Origin of the sequence: Ancylobacter radicis (assembly GCF_018449475.1) — a bacterium.
In the GTDB taxonomy this organism is placed as follows: Bacteria; Pseudomonadota; Alphaproteobacteria; order Rhizobiales; family Xanthobacteraceae; genus Ancylobacter; species Ancylobacter radicis.
In genome coordinates this window covers 12,924-25,340 of the sequence record NZ_JAHCQH010000022.1, presented here as the reverse complement: position 1 = coordinate 25,340, position 12,417 = coordinate 12,924, and the positions used below count along the sequence as shown (strand labels likewise).

The 12,417-nt window shown below is 62.9% G+C and carries 13 protein-coding genes and 1 pseudogene; 6 read left to right on the top strand and 8 right to left on the bottom strand.

The window, feature by feature from the left end:
- The 4 genes from KIP89_RS17945 to KIP89_RS17930 all read right to left on the bottom strand — a co-directional run bounded on the left by KIP89_RS17945 (position 1) and on the right by KIP89_RS17930 (position 3,752).
- Positions 1–1,308: a hypothetical protein gene (locus KIP89_RS17945; RefSeq protein ID WP_213756970.1), complete on the bottom strand. Its 1,308-nt coding sequence runs from the start codon at positions 1,306–1,308 to the stop codon at positions 1–3.
- Between the two features lie 260 nt (positions 1,309–1,568).
- Entirely contained in the window at positions 1,569–2,021 is a 453-nt protein-coding gene (locus KIP89_RS17940) for a hypothetical protein (protein WP_213756969.1), read from the bottom strand.
- Between the two features lie 247 nt (positions 2,022–2,268).
- On the bottom strand, positions 2,269–2,874 hold the full coding sequence (locus KIP89_RS17935) for a recombinase family protein (RefSeq protein WP_213756968.1): 606 nt from the start codon (positions 2,872–2,874) through the stop codon (positions 2,269–2,271).
- Positions 2,875–3,191: 317 nt separating this feature from the next.
- Complete coding sequence (locus KIP89_RS17930) at positions 3,192–3,752, bottom strand: DUF2293 domain-containing protein (RefSeq protein ID WP_213756967.1); 561 nt, start codon at positions 3,750–3,752, stop codon at positions 3,192–3,194.
- Positions 3,753–4,205: 453 nt separating this feature from the next.
- On the opposite strand from KIP89_RS17930, the gene KIP89_RS17925 reads away from it, so the two are divergent.
- The gene (locus tag KIP89_RS17925) at positions 4,206–4,370 is read left to right on the top strand and encodes a hypothetical protein (RefSeq protein WP_213756966.1); all 165 of its coding nucleotides are present in this window, start codon (positions 4,206–4,208) and stop codon (positions 4,368–4,370) included.
- A 256-nt stretch (positions 4,371–4,626) separates the two neighbouring features.
- Here KIP89_RS17925 and KIP89_RS17920 read toward each other — a convergent pair whose 3' ends face one another.
- Positions 4,627–5,418, bottom strand: coding sequence for an LEM-3-like GIY-YIG domain-containing protein (locus KIP89_RS17920; RefSeq protein WP_213756965.1), 792 nt, complete (start codon positions 5,416–5,418; stop codon positions 4,627–4,629).
- Positions 5,419–5,892: 474 nt separating this feature from the next.
- Between KIP89_RS17920 and KIP89_RS17915 the strand changes: the two genes are divergently transcribed.
- Complete coding sequence (locus KIP89_RS17915) at positions 5,893–6,309, top strand: hypothetical protein (protein WP_213757079.1); 417 nt, start codon at positions 5,893–5,895, stop codon at positions 6,307–6,309.
- Between the two features lie 128 nt (positions 6,310–6,437).
- Here KIP89_RS17915 and KIP89_RS19925 read toward each other — a convergent pair.
- Positions 6,438–6,671, bottom strand: a pseudogene (locus KIP89_RS19925) (Rha family transcriptional regulator); the annotation flags it as partial.
- Positions 6,672–6,747: 76 nt separating this feature from the next.
- Between KIP89_RS19925 and KIP89_RS17905 the strand changes: the two are divergent.
- Positions 6,748–7,143, top strand: a complete 396-nt coding sequence (locus KIP89_RS17905) for a type II toxin-antitoxin system PemK/MazF family toxin (RefSeq protein ID WP_213756964.1) — start codon at positions 6,748–6,750, stop codon at positions 7,141–7,143.
- Between the two features lie 241 nt (positions 7,144–7,384).
- Positions 7,385–7,948 carry a hypothetical protein gene (locus KIP89_RS19920; RefSeq protein ID WP_250152630.1) on the top strand — a complete coding sequence of 188 codons (564 nt, stop codon included), beginning with the start codon at positions 7,385–7,387 and terminating at the stop codon, positions 7,946–7,948.
- Here the strand turns inward: KIP89_RS19920 and KIP89_RS17895 are convergent.
- Complete coding sequence (locus KIP89_RS17895) at positions 7,945–8,190, bottom strand: hypothetical protein (protein ID WP_213756963.1); 246 nt, start codon at positions 8,188–8,190, stop codon at positions 7,945–7,947. The two genes, KIP89_RS19920 and KIP89_RS17895, sit on opposite strands and share 4 nt — an antisense overlap.
- Positions 8,191–8,485: 295 nt before the next feature.
- Positions 8,486–9,145 (bottom strand): hypothetical protein, encoded by a 660-nt coding sequence (locus KIP89_RS17890; RefSeq protein WP_213756962.1) that lies wholly within the window; start codon positions 9,143–9,145, stop codon positions 8,486–8,488.
- A 454-nt stretch (positions 9,146–9,599) separates the two neighbouring features.
- Here KIP89_RS17890 and repC point away from each other — a divergent pair, with 454 nt between their 5' ends.
- Both repC and KIP89_RS17880 read left to right on the top strand, forming a co-directional pair.
- The gene (gene repC / locus KIP89_RS17885; protein ID WP_369807199.1) at positions 9,600–10,796 is read left to right on the top strand and encodes a plasmid replication protein RepC; all 1,197 of its coding nucleotides are present in this window, start codon (positions 9,600–9,602) and stop codon (positions 10,794–10,796) included.
- A gap of 310 nt (positions 10,797–11,106) precedes the next feature.
- On the top strand, positions 11,107–12,363 hold the full coding sequence (locus KIP89_RS17880; protein ID WP_213756961.1) for a plasmid recombination protein: 1,257 nt from the start codon (positions 11,107–11,109) through the stop codon (positions 12,361–12,363).
- Positions 12,364–12,417: the final 54 nt, after the last annotated feature.

The following is a 12,417-nucleotide window of genomic DNA, read 5'->3' as shown; positions in this document are numbered from 1 at the left end:
CTAGAGAGCCGAGGCCGTGACCGGGATGGTGGTGCCGGTGGTGGTCTCCCCGACCACCGACATGATCCGCGCCACCTCATCAGCTTTCGATGCCGGAGCGAGGAGGCCGTCATGAATCCCAAGCCCCACAATCCCCCTCGCCTGCATCTCGGTCAGCACCGCCACGAGCATCTCGCTCTCCGTATGCATGAGCTTGAGCCCGATGCCGGAGCCGAGACAGGGCGCGAGGGCTGGGTGGCGCGAGAGGACGGCCGCCTTCACCTTCTTCACCGTCCAGCCCACGGGCAGCACCTCGCTTGGTTCCGCCTTCTCCCCTTCATCGAGCAGCATCGCGGGCCACGAGTTGCGCCTGTGGCTGTCGTTCAGAAGGACATTGAACGCGGTCTTCACCGCCGCTCTTTGGTCGATCAGCCCCGGCAGGGCGTACATGTCGCCCTCAGGAGGGGTCGCCCCCACATGAGCATAGGCCAGCCTGACGGCCATCTGCCCATAGTCCAGCTCTGCCACTGGCTCCCCGTTTATGCGGATGCCGCCGCGCCGGGCCGATGGCAGGTTCTGCCAGAACCCACCGAACAAGCGTCCTCCCCGGTCAAATTCCTGGCCTTCGGGCAGCGCGGTGATGAAGTGCCTGCGCATCGCCCTGTTATGCACATCGACGGGGCCGGCTCCATCGTCCACGAACGCGATGTCTGCGGATGAGAGGACGGAGTTGAGCCTCTCCATGGCCTGACGCATGGCGACCGTTTCGGAAGTGTCGATGTAATCGACGAGTTGCCGCACGACGCCACCGGAGCCGGGCGCGCGGCGCCCCTTCCGCGTTAGGACGATGGTCTCCTCCCCCGCGACACGGCCAAAATCTTCCGTCCTGATGCCTGCGCTTTCTACCCGCGTGCGGAAGGACGCGGCGGGCGACACGGACCACGCGTCACGCTGTGAAGCCGGTTTATGCCAGTCGATCAGTTCCAGTTCGGTCATGCGCGCCAGCAAGTCCCGGAGGGGCTTTCCAAGCGCTGTGTTGTCGTACCGGGCGGCGCCCTTCGCTCCGTTGCCCGTGATGATAGCCAGCCGTCCGGTCTCGCTCGGCACCAGCACTTCATTCGCGAGGTTGCTCACGACCACCTCCACGGCCACCTCGAAGCGGCTCTGATCGACCGCCTTACGGGCTCGTTTACGGGCACCCTTGGCGCGCTCCAGCGCCTCCACCTCGCCGGTAATGTCCACGACCAGCTTGCGGAGGGCCGGGCCTCGCGCGCCTCGCCAGTCGTCGAACCAGCGGTGGCGCTCAGGGAGATGAAAAGGCTTGTCCATGAGGATTCTCTGCGGCACCGGGAGTCCGCGATCAAGGGGCGTTTCGGGGAGGTGAAGGGGGCTGCAAAAGGGATAGACACCCCCTCGAACGTCCACGCGAAGATATCCACAGGAGGCGCTTCAGGGGTGTGGATATCATCGGGGACGGATGCGCACAGGGGCGCCCCGAGACGGCCGGCATTCGAGCAGCGGCACGCCTCCGGGGGTCCTATAGTGGGGTGTTAGCTATTCCCATTTGGACATAGGATGAGCACCCTCAGTCATCCCAAAGGCAGCCCCTCAGGCGGGACTTCTGGGGCAGCTTTCGGCTCCACCTTTGGCTTCCGCTTCGGGGCGCCGTTCTCCATCACGTCCACCATCCACGGGCCGAAGGTCTTCACCTTCTTCGCGGCGGCATTCGCCACCAGTTCATCCAAGCCGGCGCGGGTGAGGAACGTGGCATTGGAGAAGGTCGGCTCCGGGCGGCCCTCGGTGGTGTCGAAATCCTCGCGGGTGAGCGTGATGCGGTTCGCGTCCGAGACTTTCAGGCCGGCGAGGATAGGCCGCGTGCCGTAAGGCGGCTTGGGTGTGTAGCCGATGGCGAGAAGGACATCGTGCGCCATCATCAGGCGGCCATGGGCGGGGTGCCGGGTGGCACGGATGGCCTTCCCCGCGAAGCGCAAGGTGGCGAGAATGGGGGACGTAGGGACGTGCGTAGGGGTGGCATCGGTCATGATGCAGTGGTCTCCATGTTTTGGGGATGACGGTCATGAGAACGCGAAGCGCAGAAACAGCGCTATGAGAAAAGCAATGCTTATGTGTACGTGGATATGAAGATGTAGATGAATGGTCATGGCAAAGGCCCTAGATACAGACCTCCGGGAGGGAAAGGCTTGGGGTTGTATCTATTAGGCAGGAGTGCCACGAGCTCCTGTATCTAGCCTGCTTGGCTCGTCCGTATCGCCCGCATCACCAAACTGTTCAGGCTTCCGCAGTATTTTCCGTTGCCACGACACGCTGCACGGCAGACACGCCGATGCCGAGCGTCTTCGCTACCTTGAGAATGCCCATTCCTTCGGCCCTGAGAGCCCGGATGCGGACCTCAACATCGCGACCTAAGGTGGGCCTGCCGAGCTTCGTTCCGGCCGCCTTGGTCCGCGCAAGGCCCGCCTTCACGCGCTCTTGGATCATCGACCGCTCGAACTCAGCGAAGACGCCCATCATCTGGAACATCGCCCGCCCGGCTGGTGTCGAGGTGTCGAGGGCTTGCTGGTGAAGGTAGAGGTCCGCACCACGGGCATGCAGCTCCGTGAGGAAGGACACGAGGTCCGGCATCGAGCGGCCGATGCGATCCACCGACCAAGCGGCCACCAAGTCCACCTCGCGGCGCGTCACGGCCTTCAGGAGGGCATCATAGCCCGGCCGCTGCTCCCTCCCCTTGGAGCCGGAAATGCCGGCATCCTCGAACACGGCCACGACATTCCATCCCGCCTTGGCGGCCACCGCCTCCAGCTCGCGGCGCTGGTTCGCGGTGGTCTGCTCTCCCGTGGAGACGCGGAGATAGAAGGCGACACTCTTGGCGGTCATGGTCTTGGCCTCGCTTGGAACGACATACCGAATACAAGTGATTTAGGTATATCGTCAAGCGGCTTCGCGAGGTGTTGGAAATGCTGGGGTAGGAAAGGCGATTTCGGAGGGGGTTATCGGTATAGGGCCTCTGAGGCGGGGTTGATGATGGTGTTGATGGTGGTCACAACCCCAGCGCCACCTCCCACCCCTCGCTCGACAGCCTCTAGGTGGGAACCTTCACTCCCTATACAGGACCCGTAAGGATCAACCTGTCGGTTCACCCTCGTTTCGCTGAGGTCTATTACCCAAGAGTACAACAGCGCCGGGAACGAACCTCAGTCCTCCACCGGCTCCCGCCGCTCCAGCCACGCCTTGAGATACTCGGCAATGGCCGCGTTCTCCCGCGCCGTCACCACAGGGCGCGGCTTCTTACGCCCCTTCCGCCACACCTTGCGGAACTGCCGGCGCACGGCGATGTAGCCCTCATCAGCTTCAGGCGCCCCGAGCCGCCATTCGGCCACCGTGTCCGCCACCTCGGCATTCACGACCTGCCGCGCTTCTTCCCGCGTCAGGCCCTCGCGTCCGCCATTGATGCGGAGCAGCCGCTCATAATCCGTGGCTCTATGCCGTGCGGAGCTTGTCGCCAAGACGCCAGCAATCTCCCCGAGCCGCCCGTAATGGCCGCCCTTCCGCGCCCGCTCCACCAGCTCAAGCCGCCACTCAGGCGGACAGCCGGGATACATCGCCGCGAGGTAGATGCCGAGCTGCTCTAGGAAGCGTTCCCGCTCCTCCGGGGGCGGGTCGATGCGGAAGAACCATTGCGATTTACCCCGCCTTGCGTGCGGTGGTCCGGCGCTCTCCGTGGCGGGCGGCTCTGATGGATCGTCTGTTGTCATGCCCCGAAGGATAAGGCGGGGAAACGCCCATCAGGAAGGCGCGCATGGCGAGTCAGATTGACTCACCAGCGGCCGGCAGAGGCTCCCGGCAGGGTGTGGCGCGGTGGACCTGAGCGGGGCTGTAGGGGCCTCGTGAGGGGCGCCCTGAGCGGGGCCGATTGCCGACCGGGAGGCCCCCATGGGGGGTATCGCGCGGCTCCTCTATTTCAGATGGTCGCACGAATTTTTCTGATGGAATATTCCGGGTCCCCTCACGGGAAGCCGGGGGAGACCATCGCTTCACAACGGAGCAATGATCGACCCCATTCCCGATTGTCGCGCCGCCATTGCGTGCCAAACGGAGGCTTAGTCCAGGTCGCCGGGATTCCAGTTCTTCCGCGCATACGCCTCATGGCGATACAGGCGCCTGTTTGCCGCCGGCCCCTCCGCGCGCTGCTTCTCGAGTCGGCTAACATGGCAGTTGGCCAAGTTAGCCCAATTGACGGCGATGCGCTCGACTTCAGGGATACCAAGGCGGTCAGGATAGCGGCGCGCACCGAATGCCCCGACGAGCGAGCCGAGCAACTTTTCCACGGCATGATGGACGCCATCACGACATGGTTGCGGCAGGCGCGGTGAAGAACGTGAGCGCGCGGCTGAAGAACGATGCCCTACCATCATAATCTATGATGGTAGGGTGGCCGATCAGCACGCGCTCGACCACCGGCACGCAGAGCATATTGAGCCATCGGGTTGCCCCCCCGTTCGCCAGCTCTTAGCCGCAACGTACCAGCAGGTTGCGTGCGGCCATCAGGTCGCCCCGCTCCGGGTGGTCGATGGCGAGGGTTGAGGCTCCCTTGAAGGGGGCAGAGGCGCTAGTCGCAACGTTGACTGCTCAGCACCGCCAATAGCGGATGGGGTATTGATCGTGCCTTAACTCCGGCTGGATGATCCGCTTTCCGTACTGGCCGACATACATCTCCCAGACGTCCGCAGGAGCCTTCTCCCCCTTGAACCCGAAGCGATGCGACTCGGAGCCGTCCGCGTATGAAATTTCGGGTTGAAAGTTCTCGGGGGTGGCGGGCAGCCACTTATGGGCCTTGTAGGCGCCGAGCACTACGCCTCGTAGGACTGCGAGAATATAGTCCGCTCTCTCGGCACGAGCTTTGTTGATCCGCCAGCAGTAGCGCACTAGCCGATAGATATCATCGGCGCCCTCACGGTCGGTCAGCTTTCGGATATTTATCAGAACAAGGCGATGGGGCGGGCTCTTCGGCAACTCGGGAAGACCGTACTTGATCATGATCTCCTTGGCTGTCATGAGGCCGAACTCTCCCGAACCGTGGCCACCAACGGCGTTGGTGAGGTTTGGATAGGCGTCTATGAGCGACGCCTCTACGAGGAATGCCTCCGTCTCGGTCAGGCCGTGGCGGTGGATGAGGTGGACGACCTGAAGTCCCGATGCCTTGATCTGATGAATGGTGTCGAGCTTCGGCGGCAGAAGCGCCTCCCGGTCAGGCTCTATCTCACCGCGAGCGTGCTCGAAGACCCGGTTCCCGGTCCCCTTACCCACATAGAAGGTCTCATTCGTGCGTGGATCGACCAGCCGGTATACGTACTTGCCCAGCCGCCATTGAACCTCATCGGGAAAGAACGAAGGCTGATCCGGCTGCAAGGCTACTGACATAGACTGTCCCTCCGAAAGGCATCTTGTACCGCCTCAGGAGTAGCGCCGCCCTTGGCAGACTGCCAAAATGTTTGGCCTCGGCAGCAGCCGCTCTGCTTGATGCCGAAAACGTTGCGAACATCCGCCGCGAAGACCACGGGTTCCCCTCCAGAGGCACCACGCGGATGCGGTAGGTGGTCGTTGCGTTGCCGTTGCGGGTGATGAAGTCGAATGTGTTCCTAGCCAAATCGGTATAATGCTGCCCTAGGCAACTAGGATAGCGGAACAATGTGGGAGACGTCGGCAGCCGTGGCATCGGCAATACTGGCCGCCTTCGCCTTGTTGGGGGCTTGGTTGGGAGCGCGAGAACGCTCGCTGCGACGCGAGGAGGTGCTCTCATGGGCTAACAGCGGCATTGAGCAGCTCCAAACCCTGCACTTGTTGCTCGTTCTTGCGCGACGCAAACGGCTTTCAGATCAGTAAATCAAAAGTCGAATGTCGGATCTAATATTTGCCACTTCAATTGAAATTGAAAAGGGTAGGTTATTCTTTAAAAATCATACAATCGATGATTTTGGTAAGGAGAAAAAAGAAGCCTATCGAGGCTATCGGCCGCTAATACTAGATCAACTGGTGGTAGCCCATCAAATTGCATGTGAGTTTCCGGAGGCCAATGACGACGAACGGCTTCGAATGGAACTGGTGGCCGAAGATTGCCTGAAAACGTTCGTCTCAATGGCACAGAAAGAAGTCGGGCGAGACCGGACAGCGTCTGCCGATACCCGACAGGGCGGCGATGGCGCGCAGCTGTGGCATAGAATGCAAGACGTGAATGAACGCCAGTTGTCTCGGCTGCGCATCGCGCAGTCCAATCTCGTAGCCCCCTCGCGGCGTACCGACGCCGAAGTCTGAAATTCACCCCACGCAATTGCCGCTGCAGTAGGTCCCCGAAGTCCGGCAGCGTTGGTTGCACGGGACCCTTGGATCTGCGCCTCCATGCGGTTGAACTCCTCCACGTAGCGGACCTTGAAGGCGAGCGCGGTTTTCCCGGTGAAGCCCATCGCGAGGAGCGTGAAGCCGTCGCGGGTCATTTCGTAGGCGGGGAGAATGCGGCCGGTACTGTCCCGATATTCGCTCAACCGGAAATTCGGCTCAGTGCTCGGCGCTTCCGCAAGCAAGGCTTTGATGCTGTCAAGAACATGCGTGTGTCTTTTCCCCAAGAACGCCGCAACGTCTCGACTGGAGGCGTAAGCGGTGCCGTTTCGGGTGTACACGGCGGGGGGTGTCCATCACGGTCGGTAGGCTGTTACACGGGAATGAATACTCTTCCCGACTCAGTGACACCCACCCATGACCATCTCCTTTGCCCCTCGACGGGGCACCATCCTCATGTGCGACTTCGGTGACGCGAGAGTTCCGCCTGAAATGGAAAAGCTGAGGCGCGCCGTGGTGGTCTCGGATACGACCCTCAATCATCGGCACGGCAGGGCACCCGGTCTCTGCACTGTGGTTCCGTTCAGTGGCACCCCGCCGCACTCACCCCGCCCCTGCGACGTTTTCATTCCTGTCGGCCGCTACAGGAGCCTCACCATCGACGTATGGGCGAAGTGTGCCATGCTCACCAACGTCTCCCACGAGAGGCTCGACCGCATCCAAACGGTCGGCGGCTATCGGAACACAGAGGATTTGAACGCCGAGGACATGCTGGCGTTGGAAGATGCGCTGCGGAGCGTCCTGCGCCTTTAGCTTCCCATCACCATTGCTATCGCAACCTTGGACGCCTATATTGGTGAGGTCCTCGAAAGAGGCTTTGGAGGCCCGATGCGTTTATGCGCAGCTACCTAGGTAGCAATCGGGCCTCAGGTAAAAAGGTCCTTCGGTTCGCCGGGGGGCCTTTTTTGTAACTGCGGTACCGACCTATATGCTGCCATACGCGAGGGCGCTCCTCTGGATGGATTTCAGGGGCTTCCGCGCTAGAAGAGGTGGCATGTCAGAAATCTCAATGGCCGAACGACGCAGACAAGCCCCCGGACATTACTATATCAGGGCTGATAACGCTCGTTATAGCTCCCGCGTTCTCTCGTCATTATACCCCTCCTCTGCTACCACTTTCGCCCGTGATGTCGATTTCAGGGGCGACCCAGCAACAGCCCTTGCGGCAGCCGCGCGCCGGGAGATGAGCCTCGCGATTGAGTTGATCGTGAAGGCGGTAATTGCACAGCGATTGGAGAACAGAGAACACCTTGCGGCATCATCTGTCCCGATGACCCACAATGTTCCGGTTCTTTGGCGCCAAGCCCGATTGCCGGAACTTGAAGAGGCAGACCAAAGACGGCTTCATGCATTTGGTGTTATCATGACGTGGGCCGGTCGGTACGCAGCTCCAACGCCCGGAGGAGAGAACAAGCCCGAATTGAGTTACCCTCTTGAGCCAACGCAGAAGCTTGGACGCAGGCAGCTATTCCGCAACGTGATCATCTCTTGGGATGATTTCGAGCGCATCTATCAGGTTGCTCAAGCCGTCTATGGGCAACTGCAACCTGATATCTAGCCCTCCAGAATTCCGCCCGCGTGCCGCTGAAACGCCACCGCATCGGTCCTTTCAGCAAAGCATACGAGCACTTCCCGCGCACCATCCAGGCACCGGCTCACCTTCCTCTCCGCACTGGAGCGATAGAAGCCCGCGCCGCGCATATGGTCGTGGTTCACCTCGCTATCGGGGAACACCACGCGGAAGGGGTGCTCCCGCAGGATCATCGCGGGGGTCAGCTCACCCTTCCGCTTCGGGCTCATGGCGGTTGATCCAGCGAGACGGACGGCCTCGCAAATAGCCCCACGAGGCTTGCTTGCGCGCCTCTTCAAGTTGCTGCTGGAGCAACGCCTGTCCGTGCAGAAGGGCGCGTATGGTCGCCCTAGCGTCCCCTGAACACTCCGCGAGCACGGCGCTCACGTCCGCTTCGGTGATGACGATGGGTTCCGCCTCGGCTGAGTCGGTGGGAACTTGGGGGTGGTTTGCGCTTGCCTGCATGGGCGTGTCTCCTCGTTCTCCAGAGGGAAGCATGAGAACGAAAAGAGAACAAGGCAACTCTCAAAGGCGCCGCTCCCAAGGAGGCGCGCTCATCGGGACGCCGTCACCGTGGACATAACCGTCCTCTTCACTGAAGCCGTAGCTCTCCGCAGTCCGGCTAACGGGCACGACCAGCGCGATTATCTGGACGGCCATCAGAGCCAGCTTGATGCCCGCGAGGCCCGAGCCGGGGATGAAATAGCTTCTGACCTCGAAGGCTACCTTGCCTTCGGTGCCGCCCAAGATGGCCGGAGCCTTCAGTATAGCGCGGCCCTTGGCATCGAATATGTCCGGCTTGGCCGTCCACTTGTGGCCCTTGCGCGGCCCCTGCTTCACGACACCGCTCGCCGGCATCGAGAACTTGAACTCGATTTCACCCGTGGGCTCTTCGGTCTCGTTGTCGTAGACGGTCTTGAACAGGTCATTGACGGTCACGGCGTTCAGCTTCTTGCGCCAGCGCACGTCGAGCTTCCTGAACTCCTCCTCCGCGAACTCAATCGCAGCGTCATGGTGCGGCTTCAGCGTCGCGACGAACGCCGCCACCGCCGGGTCATCGGCCCGGTAGACCACCGAGACGGAATACTCACCGTCCGGCTTGGGGAACCTCTCGTTGCCGAAGTCCGGCTCGCTTAGCTTGGGGAGCTTGAAGATGCCGCGAGGTGTCGTGAACTGTCCTGCCATGCAATGGGCGTCACACGGCAGCGCGTCAGCAATGGGGCTCCAACACGCCGTTGACACGGGCAAGCCCATTGCTGCATATCGGTGCTACAGAAGCGAAATCTGCGGCCCGAAAAAAGATAGATTTATCAATAAGTTCTGAGGCCGTGCGGCGAGTTCAATCCTCTCTCGCAGCACCATTTTTCCCAAGGAAAATCAGCACTTAAGCGCGAATGCTGTCCCTGCTCCCCCACGGGTCGGAGCGGAACAAATCGTGTTTGTTGCATCTGAACTGGGAGAGAATCCGGGGAGTTCGTTCCCGGGCCGTTCCGGCGTGCACGCGCGAATGAGGGTGGAACCGCCTGACCCCCAAAAAGGAAACCCCGCCAAGCGCGGCAACGCTGGCGGGGCAATCCGTAGTGGCAATCATTCCGAAGACAGCAGAGACGGAAATTATCACAGGTCGCCGGAGCGGACAATAACGCCGTTCGGGCGGCAGCCGATGACGCTTCGCCTGCTCGCGAGCCAGATGGCGGCGCGAGCGGTCCAGCGGGACGCGGTCGTGCACAAGTGGCGGGTGTTCCGCGATATCCGCGAGGGTCGGGAGCTGATCGGCGCCACCGAGCGATCCCTCTCGGTCCTGAACGCCCTGCTCAGCTTCCATCCTGAGACGGCTCTCGGCGGCGACGCCGCCATCATCGTCTGGCCATCGAATGAGCAGCTGGCGGCTCGCGCGAACGGCATGCCGCCGACCACCTTGCGCCGGCATATTGGCGTGCTCGTGGATTGCGGCCTGATCATTCGCCGCGACAGTCCCAACGGCAAACGCTTCGCCCGGAGAGGCCGCGGCGGCGAGATTGAGCAGGCCTATGGCTTCGATCTTTCCCCTCTGGTCGCCCGGGCCGAGGAGTTTCGCGATCTTGCCGACGCCGTCCACGCCGAGAAAAAGGCCTTCCGGGTCGCCAGGGAGCGTCTCACGCTGCTTCGCCGCGACATCGTCAAGATGATCGACGTCGGTGTCCACGAGGGCATTCCCGGCGACTGGACGCGGGCGGAGCGGAGCTATCAGGAGATCATCACGCGGCTTCCGCGCTCCGCGCCGCGCCAGCTCATCGAGGCTATTTCGGCCGACCTCGCCCAGCTGTCGGACGAAATCCGGAAGGCATTGGAATCGTTCGCTAATTCATCGATTCCGGGCGCCAATGCACGCCAATCTGGCGGGCACATACAGAATTCAAAACCAGACCACCCGATAGAAATTGAAGCGGCCGAGCGGGCAGCGAGAACGGCGGGTGACGGCGAGCCGCCGGAGTGCCCGGACACTCCGTCGCCACGTGAATTGTCTCTCGGCATTGTCCTCACTGCCTGCCCGGCGGTACGGGAGCTGGCACCTGGGGGGCAGATCCGGTACTGGCGGGAGTTCGTCGCCACATCTCAGCTGGTCGGCCGGATGCTGGGCATTTGCCCAAGCGCCTGGAACGACGCCCGAAAGGTTCTGGGCGAGCAGCACGCGGCCATCACGCTCGCGGCCATCTACGAGCGGGGTGACAAGATCAGCAATGCCAACGGCTATCTGCGGAGCCTGACCCAGCGCGCCCAGCGGGGCCAATTCTCGATCTGGCCCATGACCATGGCGCTGCTGCGTTCGAATCTTCATGACCGGAAGGCGGTGTAGAATGATGCACCTCTGGTGTCGCAAGCCTTTATGGGCAGGGCCGGATCGCCTTCTTCCCGAGATGCCAGCGTGCTCGTGGCGGTCAACGGCTGCGCCGTCCTTCGCTGCGCTTCGGCCCTGCCGGGTGACAGCCCCTGCGCGCGCCGGCGGCGCGGAGGGCGTCGGGACGCGGGGCGTCCCGACAGTAAGATCGACGGCCTGCGGCGCGTCGAACACGGGGCGGGCCTCCTGCCCTTCGGGGGTTTCGAAAGGGGGCTCTGGTCCCCTTCGCCTACGCCGCAACCCTGGTTGCGGCTAGTAGGTTATGCAGATGTCGCACCTGCGCCCCGCGGCCCTCGCCAATCCACGCGCCATCTCCACCCGGATCAGGAGCAAGCACCGCGTCGCCACGAACAACCAGCGTAACCACGATCTGCGGCTCGGCCGCCAGCCCGGCTACGTGGACAGCGACCACACAGTGCGCAACCGGGTGCTGCTTGCCAATCTCACCGGAGGTGAGCTGCGGCTGATCTGCGATCAGCGCCGCGAAGCGTCGGGTCAGGTCCGGCAGCGCAGGGTCAGCGATAGCGCGGCGGTGTCGGTCGCCGGCATCATCACCTTCGGCAAGCAGGCGCAGGCCTGGGTCGAGGCTCTGGCAGCGGAGCGCCAGGATCGTCTGTTCCGCGACGTCGACGACGCCATCGCCGAGCGCCTCGGCACCACGCTGCATGGCCTCGTCGTCCATCTCGACGAATCCGCCATCCATGCCCACTACCAGCTCGCCGCGATCACCCGGGCCGGCGGCCCGGTTTCCAAGGTCGCGACCAAGGCGGTGCTGAACCAGCTTCAAGACATCGCGGCCGCCGTTGCGCAGCGTCACGAGCCTCGGATCGAGCGCGGGTATCGGAAAGCCGATCGCCTGGCCGCCGGGGCGAAGCCGGCCGAGGTGGTGAACCGCTCCGTGCGCCAGCTTCACCAGGACCTGGCAGTTGAGCTGGAAGCTCTGAACCAGCGGATCGAGGCCTCCCGCGACAGGCTGGCCAAGAATGAGCGCCTGGCGAGGGAAGCCACACTGAAAGCTGAGAGGCTGGCCGACAATGCCGCCAAGTCAGATGCCGCGCGGAAGAATGCCGAGATCTATCACCGCCGCGCCGAGGCGGCGCGCGCCGATCTGGAGGCCGCTGAAGTGGCTTTGGCCGATACCCAGGCGAAGGTAGCGGCCGCGCGGGCGGCGCTGGCCGAGACCGAAGCGAAGCAGGCCGCGCTCGCCCATGTACCGGTCCCGGATCCGCCCGTGGTGGAGCCTCCTCCACGTGTGTTCCTTCCCATGGCCTCGACCACGCCGGAGGCATGGGCTGCCGAGCAGAGCGCCGTGATCGCGGGCCAATGGGAAGCGGTGCAGGCCGGCACAGCGGCCCGGCAGCGCGATCTTGAACGCCGGGAGCGGGAGGTGGAGGAGCGGATCAGGGTGGCGCTGAAGCGGAACGGAGCCGCGGGATCCGAATCCGCCGGCGCCAGGAGGAAGAGGCGGCCGAGAAGGCCCGCGCCGCCGAGCTTGCCGCCGGCCGGCGCGCGATCGAGCAGCTGAAGCAGATCGACGCGAGCCGAAGGCCGCTTGAGCTTGGGGAGGTTCTCCAATCGC